The organism is Parazoarcus communis SWub3 = DSM 12120 (assembly GCF_003226565.1).
Classification (GTDB): domain Bacteria; phylum Pseudomonadota; class Gammaproteobacteria; order Burkholderiales; family Rhodocyclaceae; genus Parazoarcus; species Parazoarcus communis.
Genome location: NZ_QKOE01000017.1, coordinates 1 through 16,407 on the forward strand (window position 1 = coordinate 1; position 16,407 = coordinate 16,407).

Below are 16,407 nucleotides of genomic sequence, written 5' to 3' on the forward strand. Positions count from 1 at the left end.
GTCGAGCATGTGTTTCGTGTCATCAAGCGCCAGTTCGGTTACACGAAGGTGCGCTACAAGGGGATCGCGAAGAACGCCGCGCAGGTGTTCTCGTTGATCGGGCTGACCAATCTTTACCTGGCGAGGCAAGCCTTGATGAATTGATGGGCGAAATCCGCCCGCTGCACCTGGAAATGGGTGCTCGAGACCGAAACGGCCTCGAAATACAGCGGGAAAAGCGGAAAAATCGATCATCGGAGTCGGTGCGAAATGGCTGGCTTGGGTGCGAGTGCTCAGAACATCAGTTGACCAGGGGTTCCCTAGGAAACCCGGGGCAATTCATGCATCAGCCTGCTAACCTCCCTTTTCACTGCGTCCAATGAAATTGCGTCGATACATGGAACGCAACCTCCGGGGGCGCGAGGCTTGGTGCAACGCCAGTTACAACCGTAGCAATCCATCACGAAATAAACGGGGCGCGGCTGGCATCCCGACCAGTCCTTCGGATAAGGCACGAAGCGCCCAAAATGGCCTCCTCCAAGAAGACAGATTGATGGAGTGCCAACCGCCGACGCGAGATGAATAGCAGATGTCTCATTTCCAATCAGAAGCGTTGCCCGTTGAATCAACATCGCGAATTCTGCGAGTGTAGTTTTCCCCGCAAAATTGGATATATTCGGGACTCCAGCGCCCCCCACCAGCATCTCCGCTAGATGCCGCTCATTTTCAGAACCACAAATGACGACCCAAAGACCAAAAGACCGAAACAACCACTGAGCAAGTTCTGCAAACCGTGAAACGGGCCACCTTCGCCCCTCCCATGACGCACCCGGAAAGAGAACGACATATGCCCCAGCAGGGACTGAGACATGCACCTCCCCACCTGGAACGTCCCCCATCGGCAATAGATGCTGCCTCTCTCCACCCAAACCCCGAAAAAACTCGGCATTTCGCTCAAGTTCTGCGATTAAGCGGAGATTCATCGGCACAAGTCGTGTGTACCACGAATCACTTACGGCCTTGTGTCGCGCTGAAATATTGGACTGATCTCCAGCAGACCCAATGCGCTCATGCGCCTTGGTCGCCCGCACCAAGCTATCGCCTTTGAGCAATACTCTAGAACATGTAGGATGTATGGCGACGGAGAATCCATACTTCGAAATGTTATACAGCATCCGCCACCGGTAGAGCGGACTGTAAACAAGATCGTCCACGCGCACCGAGACGACATCATCCCAAAATGCGAAAGAGCGCGCGAAGTCGGCCCAGGCTTCGTTGGCAAAGAGCACAATCTTTTGATCAGGGTATAACTGCCGATACACCTGCGCGAATGGGAGCCAGAGGATGAAGTCTCCGATCGCATCCAGACGCACAACGGCTACCCCCCCCTTCCCCTCTTGTCGGCCATACAGAAAAAAACTGTCAAGGATAGGAAAAACACTGTCTCGAATCTCGAGCAAGAGTGCTCTAAAAACCGATCGTACGGTCACAGTTGGAGTGCGGTTTTGAGTTCGTCGATATAAGCCAACCTCGCCGACATACGAATTTCCTCAATCTCTTCAAGGTAACCGTTGCAACGAGAACGCGCAGACTCGGCGATACCCTCCAGAGCAGCCGATGAGATGTCACCGACAAAATAGGCATCAAGATTTAGATTCTCGATCATACGGGCACGACTATCGCTCCCGACAACCACTGCCGGCCGCCCAAAAGAAGCCATCATGAAAGCGCCATGCACGCGATTGAGTACTCCCCATTTTGCCCTAGAGTAAAATTTCATAAATTCAGTGTGCTCATTCGGGATCAAGAATCGATCAAGGCTTGGCACTAACTCCCGCGCCAACGCTTCCTCGTGCGGAGTATGACATGCAATAACCACTCGCCCCATCTTTGCCACGATCCCAGCGAGCTCAACAAACAAGCGCCGCCACGAGCCCGCGTCGATCTCTTGTCCAAAGGTATAGTGCCCACCATTCTCCATGAAATTGAGGACGATATACTCCCCCGGTTCAGACCTCATCTTCAATTGATCACGGGCAAAAATGGACGTGCAAGGCAGTACTCGAGCATCGCGTCCTGCTAAATTGAGCATCCTTCGCGCCAACTCATCGCGGAGTAGCGTTAAGTCGCAGGCATCGAAAAACTCCCGCAAATAGCTCATGCAGGCTGAACAGAGTTCAAGCTCGCTGCCATCTGAATGATAACGCTGACAACTTCCGCCGGCGATATTAAGAAAGGGACGGTCGCGCCTATTTGGCAAAAATCGCTGGCGAATGAGTGGATCAAACCACTCATTATCCGAACAGTGAGGCCCACCCTCGTGGCACCAATAAATCGGGGCGCCACTCTGTATCAGTACATGGGCATCATCAATACGATTACTCAAGCCTATAGCACGCGTAAGCGGTTCAAGAACATGAGAAACGTGTAAGTTGCGTACAAACTCGAGGCCGCGAACGACGGTCACCGGAGAGTGCTTATGAATCACTTCAACTGCACAATCAAGACCAGCATTGTTCAAAAGGTAAAGGATGCCTTCCCGCACAAAGTCATCGCCAATATTGTGACGCACCGTCGTAATAATCGCAGCTGACATACTCAAACCTCCACCCACCTCTTGTCCTTGACTCCCGGATGACGCACCTCCATACCAAATCGAACACGGGGATGCATGAAAGCTTCGTGCGGATCGGCTTCCGGTAATGCGTCGCAAGGGACATCGTCACGGACAAAGAACGCATTTGTGCCGATAGTATTGGAGCCCACATAGCGGTAGCCCTTACGCCGTCCCAACTTGATGAAAGCCGCCAGTGAGGCCCCAGCGTAGTCACTACCGAACTCAGTGAACTCAGCCACAAAATCATCACGATAGGGGACGGTGACAGCAACATCCGGACCAAGCAAATGGTTGTACTCCAACACAACTACCCTAGGGGTGATGACTGTCATAGCCTCCCACAACCAGTAATCCACACCATCCACATCTAGCGAAAGCAAATCAATTTCGCCATCATACCCTGCATCAAGCAGTAGCTTGTTCACATTAGCTCGGGTGATCCAGGCGTGTAGAATTGTTGGCGGCCAGTGCATCGTTTCAGTACGTCGCCGATAGAACTCTCGGGCGAGATCGACGTTTTTCGGATTACCATCGACCAACAAGCCAGTCCACCGATGGTTAATGAGAAGGTTGGCTACATTGCATTCATCTCCGGTGCCGGCACACATTTCAACAGCTTTGCAGGTTCGGACACCGATACGAGAGAAGATATAAACAAGTATCCCATCCTCATCGTGCTGAGAGTAAATGCCGAATCCCACTTGGCGGAAGGGCAGTTGCTCTCCATCATCGAGTTGCTGATATGTCAACATGAGTTGTTTTTGCGCTACAACCTCATCCCGAGCGGAATTAGGTCTGGAGTGAGCGTTCCGGAACAGGCTCTTCAGTCCTCTCAATGCACTCATGAACCTAATAAACATCGACCATCACCCATCCAAAACGTCCCGCTTATCTGGAAAACCACCTGCGAAACAAGCCAATCAAAAGCAATGCCTCCAGTTTCATCAAAAAAATATCTCTAGTCCGCTTATCAAAGGCGTCAAACAACACCGTTGCACACCATAGCGCAATCAACGTTGAAACTGCGGCCCCAAGCGGTCCGTGGAGTGGGATCAACAAGGCATTCATCACGACGTTAATCGCCACACCAAAAAGGTTGCGCAACAGTGCAAGCCTTTGCAAATCCTCAAGCACATACCATCGACCACTCGCAAAACCAAGGCTAGCAAATACACCACACCACGCAAGTACAGCAAGCACCTCACCACCAGCTTCAAACTCCTTGCCGTATAGCAAAGCCATTAGCGGACGGGCAATGCACATCGTCACCAATGCTACGCTCAACGCCAAAGCTGCAACGCTATCGTGCAACAATTTCAGACGAACATGATAGAGCCTACGGTTGCAATCCCTTGCATGTGAGACCGAAGGAAAAACCGATGCGATTACCGCCAACGGAATGAAGTACCATGCCTCCGCGACGCGAACCGATGCAGCGTACACTCCCACGGCCTCATTTCCAATCAACTCCCCAAGCATCACTTGATCAATACGCATGTTCAAAATCATGGCAAGCGCGGAGATCGCCAGCGGCCAACCGTCCATTAGCAGAGATCGAACGCGATCATGACTGGCCATTAAGGTCTTGAGACGAAGATCAATACGGCTCATCACGGTAAGCAACGCAATGCCAGTCAATGCCGTTTCAGCAAACATTGCCCACGCAAAAGCAATCAACGGCGCATCGTGCAAGATAAGGCCAACCTTCATGCCTGAAAACAATACGAATACACCTCCTTGCACCAACACTGTGTACTTTGACTGCAGCTTTGACTCAAAACGAAACGCAGCGACCTCGCAGGCCTTAAACAAGATCATGCCGCCAATGATGGCAGTGACGCAGCGGAAAAGTGCATCATCCGGGCGCAGATAGGCACTGACACCAAGCATCAGCACATAGGCCAGAAAGCCGCTGATGACCTGTAGCAGAACCGCACTACCCAGAGTGAGCCTTGCACCGCCAGGGTCACGAATCAGATCACGAACAACAATGCCGTGCAGGCCCAAACCTGCGACCGCGCTAAACACACTGGTCAGCGCCAAAGCAAAGTTGATCAAACCAAACCCGCTAGGACCAAGATAACGAGCAATCCACACTGCCACCAACAGCCCGACACCCAGTCGTAGGATCTTGTCAAAAAACAACCATCCAATGTTATCAACGACTTGAACAAGGCCTTGCCTATCAGCTATTCTGCGAAGAATAAAGACTGGAATCAGTCTCATTTTAAGAAACCTTGATCACATTCATTCAAGCCCTCTGTAACTGACCACCCTTTAACAAAGTCCGCATTGCTTGACTCAGCCTACCCGAAATTGGATCAAAACCGGACCAGCCGCCTGATCCTGCTAGCAAGATATACAAGAAAATATCGAGTGAAATAAAACATGACACCAGCACCGTACAGCCCCTGAATCGGATAGTGCTTTCGAAAAAAAACAATAGCATCGCGTAGATTTCGGTGGGAACGCCGGTTTGTCAGTGTGTTTACGAACGCACTGAAGCTCAAGACGTCAAGACCATCAGCGACCGAAGTTCGCGTGCGATCGACATCAACCACAGAACGGGTAGCAACACATAGCGGAATCCCTGCCTTGCGCGCACGAAAGTAGAAGTCGTGATCCGCGAAATAGTGTGGTAGCCCCACCTCATCAAACAATCCAAGCTTATTAAAAACCCCTGAGGGGATCGACACGCCTCGCCCCCCAATGATGAGGCTGCACGGAATCGATCCTCTCGCCTGGACTTCAGGAGTCAGCATCCCTCCCCCTGAAACGGTAGGAAACCCCAGCCAGAGGCGGTCTCGGGGCGCAATTGAGGTAATCCGGCCGCTCGCAGCATCACGCTGAACCGGAGCTACGATCGCATCTGGATATTCCCGAGTAATGACGCCAAGTGCGCTTATCGTCTCAGGCGTCACATAACAATCGTTGTTAAGTAGCATGACACGTGCCGCGCCTAACTCCAACGCCTTGCGCACACCAAGGTTGGTCGCGCCAGCCCACCATAACTCTGGAGACCCACGTAAGCGAGTCACCTCAGGAAAGTGACACTCAAGCGCCCTCCGGGTGTCATCCGTGGTGCCGTGGTCAACCACGATGACATGAAAGTCACGATCGAAGCTGGACCTCAAGGCCTGCAGACACAGCTTGGTCTGCCCGAAACCATTGAAGTCGGTGATAACGATATGAAGAGAGGGCACAGAGGCCGTCATTGAGTCGCCACACCCAACTGCACAAGCTCGGCATGTAGTTTTGCGGCAATGGCGTCCCAAGTCATATTGCGCGGAAAAGGCAACACCTTCGGCGCGTCGAGTTGCGCCCGCAGCGCCCGAATCATATCGTCCACATTAGGCAAGCAAAGACCATCCGGCGCATCCTGAAAAATTTCCACATGTCCGGAAACACGGGTGGCAACAACCGGCCTGCCACAGGCAAGGTATTCGGCAATCTTGCAAGCCCCTGCCATGGCATTGAAAGGATCATCAGTATACGGAAGCGTAACAACATCGCATGCCCGAATCATGTTCGGAATGGCCTCCTGAGGCTGAACACCCAGATAGGTAATCCACGGCTCGGAAAAGGCGAGATCCAGCACCGGGCCGGCCAGCAACAGACGCAGCCTTGGATAACCCTCGCGCAGACGGCGACAAGCCTCAATCAACAATGGCCCTCTCGAAGGCGTCAAAGACCCGAAGTAGCCCACAATCTGCTCATCCAGCGCCAACCCCAACGCCTCGCGCGCCTGCCTCGCTTCCCCCGATGAAAATAAAACAGGATCGAAACCGTTCTCAATCAGGACACAACGCGGATTCACCTCCGCAAGCCGATCACGCAGCACCGAGCTTGCACACAGGACCAGATCGGCATTACGCACCGCATACCGAAACATGGCCTTCATGCCCGGAATACGATTTCCAGCAAACGCAGGATAGTAGTCGTAAACGTCAAAGACGAAGTGCATTCGCAAGCGCCGCGCCAACCTAAGTCCGAGAAACCCGATATGACTGTCCCCACTTGCGATCAGAACGTCTGGACAATCCTCCACCAACAGCCCATGAAGACGCGGAAGCAACGTAGGCAGTTTGAGTGGGGTCGCCGGAGCCGTCCGAAAGCGCACCCCGCATTCAATCACCTCATCGCGACGGGCGTTGCGGTAGTCAATCGCAGTCACAGCCGTCGGATTACCCACGCCAGCGAGACGGACAGGCAAATGAAACAAGCGACCAAAGCGGTCCCGCAACAGATCCTTATTAGTATAGAAGCGTTTGCAGAGCAGGTGAGTCTTCATCTCAGCCCATAGAAGAGCAGCATGCCCATCAAGACTTGATAACCTATGTCGAATTTTGACATTCTAATGGTATTCTTCGGCGCAATCAGGTCAAACACTGACAGAAACCTGACGCAAGAACAACGCTCCAGCGGAGCATGCAGTGTGGCATACTATTTGCTTGAACCATCGTGAACAGGATACGATTTGCGTCCCTGCTTCATCCTTCAAGGAGAATCATCATGAAGAAAATGCAACAAGGCTTCACTCTGATCGAACTGATGATCGTCGTTGCGATCATCGGCATCCTGGCTGCGGTAGCACTGCCGGCCTATCAAGACTACACTACCCGAGCCAAAGTTTCGGAGGTGATGTTGGCTGCATCCTCGGGCCGTACGAACATTTCAGAAGCTGCTTCGACGCTAGGCGCGCTGCCAGCCTCTGATTACTCGGTCCCGACCCAGGAATCGAGGTATGTTGAAAGCGTGGAATGGGATGGGGATAACCGTAAGATCATTGCAACATCCAGATCCGTTGGTGCCAATGTCCCGGATGGTCAAACCATCGAACTATCTGCGGTTTATAACGGCACAACCGGGCAAGTGGTTTGGACTTGTGGCGGAACCATTGCCGCGAAGTTCCGTCCCTCGTCCTGCCGCTGACACATCGCAAGGTGTTCTCAGTAGATTCATCGCCCGCCAGGAATGGCGGGCGTTTTGTTTTCTGGACCAGCCTATTTGGCCCCGCAGCCTTAGCGCTTGTTATTTATCTCATCTTCACACCGGCCCTTCCCGGCATCGTCCATTTTGATGATCGTGCAAATCTGAGTGGTCTGCGGACAATTTCTGATGCAACCAGTGCGATTCAGTGGATTCAGGGCGGAATTGCCGGACCACTGGGCCGCCCCATCTCGATGGCCACTTTCGCGCTGCAGCATGACCTGTGGCCAGAGCCGACCGAGTTCCTTGCATGGAACATCGCTTTTCATTCAATTAATGCGCTTCTCGCTCTCTGGCTTTTTTTGCTTATCGGAAACCGCCTACATATAAGTAACCCAACGAATCTCAGTATCGCCTGGATGGCCGCATTGATTTGGGCAAGCATGCCTCTTCTGAACTCAACTGTGTTCTTTTTAGTTCAGCGAATGAGCCTGCTGTCTACCACCTGGATCTTGGTTGGCCTTATAAGTTATCTGAAACTCAGAGGTGCCGCAAATGCTGGTTGGCACCGACAATGGATCGCGCTTGGCGCCATTGCGCTCGCTGGCGCCCTCTCAATCCTGAGCAAGGAAAGTGGCGCGCTGATTGTCGCCTATGCGCTTATCCTGGAAGCTGGAATCCTGCATTTCGCCTCCGTAAGGCGCCCGGGCCTGACCTTCTGGGTGCTGGCATCGGCTTGCCTGGTACTTCTAGGACTGCTCTTTCGACACGCGATCTGGGGACAATGCACCGAGATAGCGCGAGGCTTCGATGTGTGGCAACGTCTGGGGAGCCAAGGGTTAATCTTGATGGTGTATATCAAAGGACTTGTTCTGCCGACGCTGGGAGAGCTCAATCCATTTCGTTTTCAGAATATAGGGGAGTACGGTGACGCATTACATGTTGGATTGCCTATCTGGGCCGGGCTGATGCTATCGCCTTGGGTGATGTGGAGGCTTGGTTGGCGCCTGACAGCACTTGCGGCAGCTTGGTTCTTTTTTGGCCATTTGATGGAGTCAGGCTGGGTTGCACTGGAGCCCTATTTTGCTCATCGAAACTACTTGCCTGCCTTGCTCCCGACTTTCGCAATTGTTGGATGGGTTCATTGCAGCTCGGGACCGATCCGCACCAAACGAATCGGATTAATCCTCTACGCCGTGGTGATTGCAACAGTAACCTGGATGAACGCCTCGCTGTGGGGTGATCGGGAACTCGCAGCCGAGATCTGGGCAAAAGAACAACCCGGTAGTACACGAGCAGCCCTGAATCTTGCGTATGTATTGGACGATCGGTATGGCCTTGCTCAAGCGCAGGCATATCTTGACCACGTTCTTCTCAATGAACGGGACAGCACCGGCCTGAGGCTTCAACGCCTACTTAGCGCCTGCCAAACCAACCCCAACAACGATCACTCACAACTGGTGCAAGATGTGCTGTGGTCGATATCTAATCTCGCATACGAAGGTTGGAGTACTGATATTTTAGAGCACCTTGCCGCAACAATAGGTCGCCGCCCATGTACCGGGGTAACACATGAATCTCTCGCGCAGATTGCCAGTGCCTATTTGCAGCAAGAGGCCTACACATGCAGTCCGGCAATTTCGCACAACATGCTCATGCTAATTGGATTAGCAGCTTATCGTGAAGGCGACTTGGATAGTGCTTTGCATTTTTGGCTCGAGGCTTTGAACTATACTAAATCTTTCAGCACAGTTGGCTTCGTGCTAGAAGCAGCCGTCACGCAAAATGACCATGAATCGATTACCGCACTGCTGCGACTTATCAAGGGTGCATCAAAGCCTAATGCTGTTTCTCAGCAGGAGTGGCATGACTTAATCTCAAGAGTCGAAGAGGCTGAAATGAGACTAAGACCTCTGTCTGCAACGCCAATTATCGACGAAGTGGAGTCCAGCACCCAATGACGCAGAAGCTGTCAATCGTTCTCCCGGCGCGGAACGAATCGAATGCAATTGGATCGGTACTCGATAGCATTAAAGATCTATTGCCTGAAGCGGAGGTAATTGTCATCAATGATGGATCGAACGATAACACTGCTCAGATCGCAGAAGACGCGGGGGCAGTCGTCATCAGCCATCCCATTCCCAAAGGGAACGGCGCCTCCATCAAGACCGGGACGCGTGCAGCCGCAGGGGAATTTATCGTTTTCATGGATGCCGACGGCCAACATGACGCGCGGGACATTCCTCGACTGTTGGCGCAGCTAGCAAATGGCTATGACATGGTTGTCGGCTCACGCAAGGTGGGATCTCAGGCAAGCGTTGGACGCGGCCTTGCCAACCGCATCTACAATCGTCTCGCCAGTTATATGACTGGACACAAGATTGAAGACCTTACCTCCGGCTTCCGTGTGGTCCGGTCGGACAAATTTCGTGAATTTTTATATCTGCTACCCAACGGGTTTTCTTATCCCACCACCTGTACCATGGCTTTTTTCCGCGCCGGTTACGGAGTCTCGTACTTACCGATCAACGCCGCAAAACGGATCGGTAAAAGCCATATCCGTCTACTGCACGACGGCTCACGTTTCCTGATGATCATTTTCAAGATCGGAACACTGTACTCACCACTCAAGATCTTCGCCCCTGTCGCCCTATTGATGTTCGTGTTAGCTACGGGTTGGTACGTATGGACGCTATTTAGCTTTGGTCGGTTCACGAACATGAGTGCCCTTCTTTACACAGGTTCGGCTGTTACCTTCCTGATGGGCCTGATCTCTGAGCAGATCACCGCACTAATGTATAAAGACACTGGCGATTCACGGAAGTGACACGAATACTGGTCGTTACCCGCAACTTTCCACCGCTTCGTGGTGGCATGGAGCGCTTGGCAGAAAACCTTGTCTGCGAACTGTCCAGAAACAACACGCTTCAACTGGTGGCGCCACGAGGCGCGACCTGCCGATTGCCCAACGTTGTTGTTCGGCAAGCTCCACTACGTCCGCTAAGCCGCTTTCTACTGGTAGCGCTGTGGAAGACACTTCGGGAAGCAGTCACTAGGCGGCCAGATATCGTGTTCGCTGGCAGTGGCCTGACCGCCCCTCTAGCATGGTTGGCGGCCAGGCTGACCGGGGCACGGGCGTGCAGCTATGTACATGGACTCGATCTCACCGTACCTCATCCCGTGTATCAAGCGATCTGGTTGCCCATCATACGACGACTGGATGTCGTGATCGCCAACAGTCGCGCTACAGCAGAATTTGCACTGCTGGCCGGCGTGCCCGCAGAACGGATCACGATCATTCCACCAGGCGTAAACCTGCTCCCATCTGATTCAGAAGCTAGAACAAGGTTTCGCACAGCACATGCACTCGAGGAACGCAAAGTTCTGTTGTCCGTCGGGCGCCTTGCGGCCCGAAAGGGACTTCGTGAATTCGTCAGCGACGTTCTTCCGCTCATTGTCGAGCGGTGCCCGGAGACGACACTCGTCATTATCGGCAGCATTCCCCAGAATGCCTTGTTCTCCGAGACTCAGACGCCAGAAAGCATCCTAGCAGCCGCGGATTTGGCAGGCGTTGGCCCGAATCTGCTGCTCCTGGGAAGCGTGGACGAAGGCGCCTTGCAGGATGCATACGAGGGTTCAGATCTCCACGTATTTCCGGTAAGGCACCGAGCTAGAGATCCGGAGGGTTTCGGAATGGTTGCGGTCGAGGCTGCGTCTCATGGTCTCGCTACCGTCGCTTATGCTTGCGGAGGTGTAGTCGACGCAGTCGGCGAAGGGGTCAGCGGTCGCTTGGTAACACCCGGTGACAGCGCGGCTTTTTCTGCTGCGGTACTTGAGTTGCTAGACACCCCCCTGGACGAGACCACCATACGCTCTTTCGCGCAACAATTCGCGTGGCCCCGCTTTGGCGAGCGTATTGAAGCTGCGATCAAACCGGCTTCAAGGCGAGGTGAGACATGACATCGACCGCCACGCGAAAAGCTCATGCCCCCTTGGACGTTGCGTCGCGCAGCGCGAAAGGGTTAAAGATTGAGCGTCTGCTCAGTCTCGCCGACAGAACTCAACCCTTACGTCTGCTCGACATCGGTACCGGCAACGGCGGCATAGCACATTATTTTGCAACCCATGATGCGCTCCAACTGGAGGTAACGTCTGTCGACATCGTGGATATACGCAAGGTATCGGCTGGCTATACCTTCGTGCAGATCTCCGGCACCAAGCTACCGTTTGCCGACAGATACTTCGACATCGTTATCAGCAATCACGTAATCGAGCATGTCGGCGAGCGTGAAGCCCAAACCGACCACCTCCGTGAAGTCAGCCGCGTAATGGCTGCCTCGGGATTGGGGTATCTCGCCGTACCCAACCGATGGATGGTCAACGAGCCACACTACCGTCTCCCCTTCCTAAGTTGGCTACCACACGCACTACGTACCCCCTATCTCAAGCTCACAAGAAAGGGCGACTTCTACGATTGCGAACCACTAAGCACCAACGAACTGGAAAATCTGCTGAAGAATGCCAACTTGGCGTTCAAGCATTTACACATCGAATCGATCCGAGAGACTCTTGCCATAGAAGGGGCGCACGGGATGGCACGATGGATCGGATTACTGCCCGACTGGGCTCTCATGCTACTCAAGTCGGTGACTCCAACGTTGATATACAGGATTGAGCATCTACGCTAAATTCAGAAATACATAAAATCAATATAGTTATCGCCGGTCTACCAGGTAGCATTTTTCGTACATTACATACTCTCAACATTACACGGTACCCTCAAGGTTCCCCATCAGCGGCCGTAACAGTCACAAGACTCCCCCGGACGCCTAGCCATGCCTCCTCCTCGGGCCCAATACCATTGCATGCAGCTTCTGGTCGCTGCTCTACTAAGCTGCACCACGGTACTCGCACACGCCGCCGACTGGCAACTCGTGCTCAGCGACCGTGGCCGCAAGGTGGAGATCGACCGGGCGAGCATCTTCGACTCCGATCGTGGCACCAAGGTGTCCTGGGGGCGTATCGTACTGGCCGATGACGAAGCAGCACGTGAAGGCTACCGGACGGTCAAGGCGCTGAATCGTTACGACTGCCTGAATCGCTCGTTTGTCACGATCAAGCGGGTGTATCTGGATGGAGCGGAGCGGGTACTGAAGGAGGAGTCTGTCTCTGACCAGACGCCGGTGATGGTTGCGCGCAATTCGGCGGATGAGCGGATGTGGCGTGAAGTGTGCCGTCCCGCAGGCGGCGGCATGGGCGATCTGGAGAAGTTGGCCGACGCCGCAGGCAAGGCCGCCGCCGAAGCCAGACCGCAGACGGGGCCCGTGCCGCCACTACGTGCAGTGGAGCCCGCACCGCCCCGGGCAACGGCATCCCCCCCACCCACGACACCCGCCGCGCGCGCCCCTGCAGCAGCCAGCACACCAAACGCACCCACCAGCACCCCGCTCACCCCCGCACAAAAGCTCGCCACCGAGGCAAGCCCGCAATCGACCACACCAACGCCTGCTGCAAGCACGCCGACCAGCCAGACCGCACCTGCCATTCCGTCGATTCGCCCTAACCTTGCGGAACAGGCCGCCAGGTCCGATGCATCGGCGCCCCGCCCAATTACGCCGTCGGCAACGAGCGCTACAAGTGACATCAAGCCGATCACCCCGCCCCCCCTGCTGACCAACCCTAGCGCAACCGAAGTTGAAGCAACGCCCCCCGTCGCTACCGTGGAGGCGCCAACGTTGGCACCTGTCCCGGCAAGCAGCCCGGCGCCCACGACACGCCCTGCCCGTACAACAACCCCGGCTGCGCGACCCGTGCGGCCGGTGCGGCCTGCGCCCACACCTGCCCGCCCCGCAGCCTCAACACCAGAACCCCTTGTCGCTCCACCTTCACCGCCACAACCCTCCACCACGCCCGCACTGACCGGCTGGAGCTATACCGGTGAGACCGGGCCAGACCGCTGGGGCAAGCTGCGGCCAGACTGGCGGATCTGTGAAGAGGGCGTCCGGCAATCGCCCATCGACCTGCGCAACGGCATTGCGGTGGATCTGGAACCGGTCAAGTTCGACTACCGCGCCACCCAGTTCCGCATTACTGACACCGGCAACATGCTGCGCGTACAGCTTGGCGACGGCATGAGCATGGAGGTACGCGGCAAACGTTACGCCCTGGAGCACCTGACACTGCATCAACCCTCAGGGGAACGCGTCGGTGGCGCCGCCTCGGACATGGAGGTGAACTTCTACCATCGCAACGCAGAGGGTGAGGTTGCCATGCTGGGGGTGCTGCTGGAACGCGGCGACAGCGCCAACGACATGCTGCAAACGCTGCTCAACCATCTACCGCTTGAGCGCGGCAGTACCTATGCGCCGGATGCAACCATCGACCTGAATGGTTTCATACCCACCGCCACGGGCCATTTTTTGTACAGTGGCTCCTTGACCACCCCCCCCTGCACCGAGGGCGTGATCTGGGTGGTACTCAAGACGCCGGTGACGCTGTCAGAGGATCAACTGGCAATCTTCACCCGCCTGCACCCGCGCAACGCCCGCCCGATCCAGCCAAGCCATGGACGTTTGCTGCTGGAGTCACGCTGAAGTTGCATCCAGTACAACTTGTGCCTCAAGACCGCGTGCAGGCTCCACGCACTTGATGGGCAGCACCTGCGACCTGGGCAGTGCTGCAAGCATGTAAAGATCTTTACTCAAGTAGTTGGAGACGGATCCGTACCAACATCCTCGAACACGTCGACCAACGACGCCTCGAAGTCGATGGACTTCAACACCAAGCCACGCGCGCTGTCGTGAGTCGAAAACAGCCAGTCGTCGTTGTCCGTTCGGCGAAAGATCTCAACCGTGAGCCGGTCGGGATCAATCAGGACGTACTCCTGCAAGCTGCTCAGACGACGGTAGGCAGCAAACTTCGCGCCACGGTCGTAGCCCGCTGTGCTTTCGGACAACACTTCGATGATGACTCTGGGGTGCTGCAATACCCTGTCGGCAGCCAGATCTGCGGCATCACAACTGACCAGAACATCCGGATAGAACACGGCATCGGCAGCGGCGATCTCAAGCTGTATATCAGCCATGTATGCGCGGCAGGATGTTCCGCGCAGATGCGCCTTTAGCAGTGTTGCGACATTCAGACTCACGATCACGTGCACCTGGCGCGCGCCCACCATGGCAAACACGTCGCCCTGCCAATACTCATGTTTGTCGGCTTGCACCGTTTCCCAAGCCAGAAACTCGGCGCGGGTCATAGCCGTTAGTGTTGCAGGTAATGCCATGCTGCAGTCCTCCGCTTACACGCTCGGTACATGTCATTAGTGTAGAGCCAAACCGGGCGGCTCGCAGCCTACCCCCGCGCTACACCCTCGCCATCGCCTCTCCCATGAAACGCTCCACCTCGGGCACAGCCGCAAATGCCACATTGAAGCGCAGCCACGGGCTGGGCTGCATCTGCGGGCGGAACACCTTGCCGGGGGCCAGCATGATGTTGTGCGCCGCGGCGGTTGAGGCCAGCTCGGCCACATCGTCGATACCTGGCGGACGGGCCCAAAGGAAGACGCCACCCTTCGGCTCGAGATAGACCTCCATTCCAACACGATCCAGCATGCGCAGGCAGGTGTCGGTTGCCTGCGCCAGGCGACCCTGCAGCCGGTCGATGTACTTGCGGTAGTGGCCATCGGTCAGCATCTGGTAGATAAGCTGCTCGTTGAACTCGCTCGACGCCACCGTGGTCAGCGTTTTGACATCGGTCAGTTCTGCTGCCAGGTCGGGGCGCGCGGCCAGGAACCCAACCCGCAAGCTACCCGACAGAGTCTTCGAGAAGCTGCCGACGAAAATCACCCGGTTCAGCTGGTCCAGGTTGGCCAGGCGGGTCGTTGCATGGGGATGGAGGTCCGCATAGGTGTCGTCCTCAATCAGCAGGAAGTCGTGCTTCTCGGCCAACTGCAGGATGCGAAAGGCCACACCCGGCGACAGGTTCGCACCGGTGGGGTTGTGCAGCACCGAATGGGTGAAGAACACCCGCGGCTTGTGCACCGCCAGCAGGGCCTCGAGTTGATCGACGTCCGGCCCATCGATGTTGCGTGGCACGCCCACCAGCTTGGCCCCTTGCAGGCGCAGGTTGCCAAAGAAGTTGAAGTAGCCGGGATCATCGACCAGTACAGTGTCTCCCGGCTTGACCAGGTGGCGCGCAATGATGTCGAGCGCGCGGGTCGCGCCCTCGGTCAGGACAATCTGGTGAGGCGCCGCCCCAATGCCAAATTCGGCAAGCTTGACCTGCAGTTGCTGGCGCAGTGGCAGATAGCCCTGCGCCGTGCCGTAGCAGGTCAGTCGTGCATCGGGTCGTCGCGACAAACTGCGCAGATGGCGACGCAGCCCCTCGTCGTCGAGCCAGTCAGCCGGCAGCCAGCCCGCACTGGCCTTGATCTGGCCGGGGCGATCGTCCAGCGCCTGACGCATCAGCCATGCGACATCCACGGCACGGTCGGCATGCGCCTGAGCTCGCCCCTGCTGCCCCTCACGGCGCGGTGAAACAAAGAAGCCCGACCCGCGCCGCGATCGCAGATAACCCAGCGCCACCAGCCGGTCGTAGGCCTCCACCACGGTGAAGCGGCTGATCTGCTGACTTTCGGCAAACTTGCGGATCGGCGGCATCTTCATGCCGGGCCGCAAAATGCGATCGTCAATCTGGCCGCGTACCGCATCCACGATCTGCTCGACCAGCGGCACCGCCAGCGATCCATCCAGACTGACCATCAACATGTTCCTCTCCTTGGGCGGCAGCGCTTCACAACAGGCCTGTACTGCCGGAACGGCCAGTACGATTCAGCGAATCGGCATACCTTGTGTCCGTTTCAGACCCTCAACTGTCAGGTAGTG

At 55.6% G+C, this 16,407-nt stretch carries 15 protein-coding genes; 7 read left to right on the forward strand and 8 right to left on the reverse strand.

What is annotated here, in order from left to right; all coding sequences use genetic code 11:
• Positions 1-144: transposase (locus tag DNK49_RS18110; protein WP_165843373.1), on the forward strand; the 144-nt coding region annotated here is incomplete at its 5' end.
• Between the two features lie 155 nt (positions 145-299).
• On the opposite strand, the gene DNK49_RS25175 is transcribed toward DNK49_RS18110, so the two are convergent.
• The 6 genes from DNK49_RS25175 to DNK49_RS18140 form a co-directional block, all read right to left on the reverse strand.
• On the reverse strand, positions 300-1,154 hold the full coding sequence (locus DNK49_RS25175) for a glycosyltransferase family 9 protein (RefSeq protein ID WP_368737412.1): 855 nt from the start codon (positions 1,152-1,154) through the stop codon (positions 300-302).
• A 311-nt stretch (positions 1,155-1,465) separates the two neighbouring features.
• Positions 1,466-2,575 carry a polysaccharide pyruvyl transferase family protein gene (locus DNK49_RS18120; RefSeq protein WP_110527831.1) on the reverse strand — a complete coding sequence of 370 codons (1,110 nt, stop codon included), beginning with the start codon at positions 2,573-2,575 and terminating at the stop codon, positions 1,466-1,468.
• A gap of 2 nt (positions 2,576-2,577) precedes the next feature.
• Positions 2,578-3,348 (reverse strand): hypothetical protein, encoded by a 771-nt coding sequence (locus DNK49_RS18125; RefSeq protein WP_133255123.1) that lies wholly within the window; start codon positions 3,346-3,348, stop codon positions 2,578-2,580.
• 136 nt (positions 3,349-3,484) lie between these two features.
• Positions 3,485-4,822: a flippase gene (locus DNK49_RS18130; RefSeq protein ID WP_110527837.1), complete on the reverse strand. Its 1,338-nt coding sequence runs from the start codon at positions 4,820-4,822 to the stop codon at positions 3,485-3,487.
• Between the two features lie 95 nt (positions 4,823-4,917).
• Positions 4,918-5,811, reverse strand: a complete 894-nt coding sequence (locus DNK49_RS18135; RefSeq protein ID WP_110527840.1) for a glycosyltransferase family 2 protein — start codon at positions 5,809-5,811, stop codon at positions 4,918-4,920.
• Positions 5,808-6,887 carry a glycosyltransferase family 4 protein gene (locus DNK49_RS18140; RefSeq protein WP_110527842.1) on the reverse strand — a complete coding sequence of 360 codons (1,080 nt, stop codon included), beginning with the start codon at positions 6,885-6,887 and terminating at the stop codon, positions 5,808-5,810. The genes DNK49_RS18135 and DNK49_RS18140 overlap by 4 nt, the downstream gene beginning before the upstream one ends.
• 221 nt (positions 6,888-7,108) lie before the next feature.
• Between DNK49_RS18140 and DNK49_RS18145 the strand changes: the two genes are divergently transcribed.
• The 6 genes from DNK49_RS18145 (at position 7,109) to DNK49_RS24455 (ending at position 14,118) form a co-directional block, all read left to right on the forward strand.
• Positions 7,109-7,528 carry a pilin gene (locus tag DNK49_RS18145; protein ID WP_110527845.1) on the forward strand — a complete coding sequence of 140 codons (420 nt, stop codon included), beginning with the start codon at positions 7,109-7,111 and terminating at the stop codon, positions 7,526-7,528.
• A gap of 11 nt (positions 7,529-7,539) precedes the next feature.
• Complete coding sequence (locus DNK49_RS18150; protein ID WP_133255124.1) at positions 7,540-9,486, forward strand: hypothetical protein; 1,947 nt, start codon at positions 7,540-7,542, stop codon at positions 9,484-9,486.
• Positions 9,483-10,352 (forward strand): glycosyltransferase family 2 protein, encoded by an 870-nt coding sequence (locus tag DNK49_RS18155; RefSeq protein WP_110527852.1) that lies wholly within the window; start codon positions 9,483-9,485, stop codon positions 10,350-10,352. The genes DNK49_RS18150 and DNK49_RS18155 overlap by 4 nt, the downstream gene beginning before the upstream one ends.
• 47 nt (positions 10,353-10,399) lie before the next feature.
• The gene (locus DNK49_RS18160) at positions 10,400-11,485 is read left to right on the forward strand and encodes a glycosyltransferase family 4 protein (RefSeq protein ID WP_110527857.1); all 1,086 of its coding nucleotides are present in this window, start codon (positions 10,400-10,402) and stop codon (positions 11,483-11,485) included.
• The gene (locus tag DNK49_RS18165) at positions 11,482-12,213 is read left to right on the forward strand and encodes a class I SAM-dependent methyltransferase (protein WP_110527860.1); all 732 of its coding nucleotides are present in this window, start codon (positions 11,482-11,484) and stop codon (positions 12,211-12,213) included. The genes DNK49_RS18160 and DNK49_RS18165 overlap by 4 nt, the downstream gene beginning before the upstream one ends.
• Positions 12,214-12,390: 177 nt before the next feature.
• Positions 12,391-14,118, forward strand: coding sequence for a carbonic anhydrase (locus tag DNK49_RS24455; RefSeq protein WP_243632433.1), 1,728 nt, complete (start codon positions 12,391-12,393; stop codon positions 14,116-14,118).
• A gap of 107 nt (positions 14,119-14,225) precedes the next feature.
• Here DNK49_RS24455 and DNK49_RS18175 read toward each other — a convergent pair whose 3' ends face one another.
• On the reverse strand, positions 14,226-14,807 hold the full coding sequence (locus DNK49_RS18175) for a Uma2 family endonuclease (protein ID WP_110527863.1): 582 nt from the start codon (positions 14,805-14,807) through the stop codon (positions 14,226-14,228).
• Between the two features lie 79 nt (positions 14,808-14,886).
• Positions 14,887-16,290 carry an aminotransferase-like domain-containing protein gene (locus DNK49_RS18180; protein WP_110527866.1) on the reverse strand — a complete coding sequence of 468 codons (1,404 nt, stop codon included), beginning with the start codon at positions 16,288-16,290 and terminating at the stop codon, positions 14,887-14,889.
• Positions 16,291-16,407: the final 117 nt, after the last annotated feature.

What these genes read in the sequence shown, in the direction of transcription:
- DNK49_RS18120 (WP_110527831.1), bottom strand. Translation starts at nt 2,575, where the DNA reads ATGTCAGCTGCGATTATTACGACGGTGCGTCACAATATTGGCGATGAC.
- DNK49_RS18145 (WP_110527845.1), top strand. Translation starts at nt 7,109, where the DNA reads ATGAAGAAAATGCAACAAGGCTTCACTCTGATCGAACTGATGATCGTC.
- DNK49_RS18140 (WP_110527842.1), bottom strand. Translation starts at nt 6,887, where the DNA reads ATGAAGACTCACCTGCTCTGCAAACGCTTCTATACTAATAAGGATCTG.
- DNK49_RS18135 (WP_110527840.1), bottom strand. Translation starts at nt 5,811, where the DNA reads ATGACGGCCTCTGTGCCCTCTCTTCATATCGTTATCACCGACTTCAAT.
- DNK49_RS18160 (WP_110527857.1), top strand. Translation starts at nt 10,400, where the DNA reads ATGGAGCGCTTGGCAGAAAACCTTGTCTGCGAACTGTCCAGAAACAAC.
- DNK49_RS18130 (WP_110527837.1), bottom strand. Translation starts at nt 4,822, where the DNA reads ATGAGACTGATTCCAGTCTTTATTCTTCGCAGAATAGCTGATAGGCAA.
- DNK49_RS18180 (WP_110527866.1), bottom strand. Translation starts at nt 16,290, where the DNA reads ATGTTGATGGTCAGTCTGGATGGATCGCTGGCGGTGCCGCTGGTCGAG.
- DNK49_RS24455 (WP_243632433.1), top strand. Translation starts at nt 12,391, where the DNA reads ATGCAGCTTCTGGTCGCTGCTCTACTAAGCTGCACCACGGTACTCGCA.
- DNK49_RS18155 (WP_110527852.1), top strand. Translation starts at nt 9,483, where the DNA reads ATGACGCAGAAGCTGTCAATCGTTCTCCCGGCGCGGAACGAATCGAAT.
- DNK49_RS25175 (WP_368737412.1), bottom strand. Translation starts at nt 1,154, where the DNA reads ATGCTGTATAACATTTCGAAGTATGGATTCTCCGTCGCCATACATCCT.
- DNK49_RS18165 (WP_110527860.1), top strand. Translation starts at nt 11,482, where the DNA reads ATGACATCGACCGCCACGCGAAAAGCTCATGCCCCCTTGGACGTTGCG.
- DNK49_RS18175 (WP_110527863.1), bottom strand. Translation starts at nt 14,807, where the DNA reads ATGGCATTACCTGCAACACTAACGGCTATGACCCGCGCCGAGTTTCTG.
- DNK49_RS18125 (WP_133255123.1), bottom strand. Translation starts at nt 3,348, where the DNA reads ATGTTGACATATCAGCAACTCGATGATGGAGAGCAACTGCCCTTCCGC.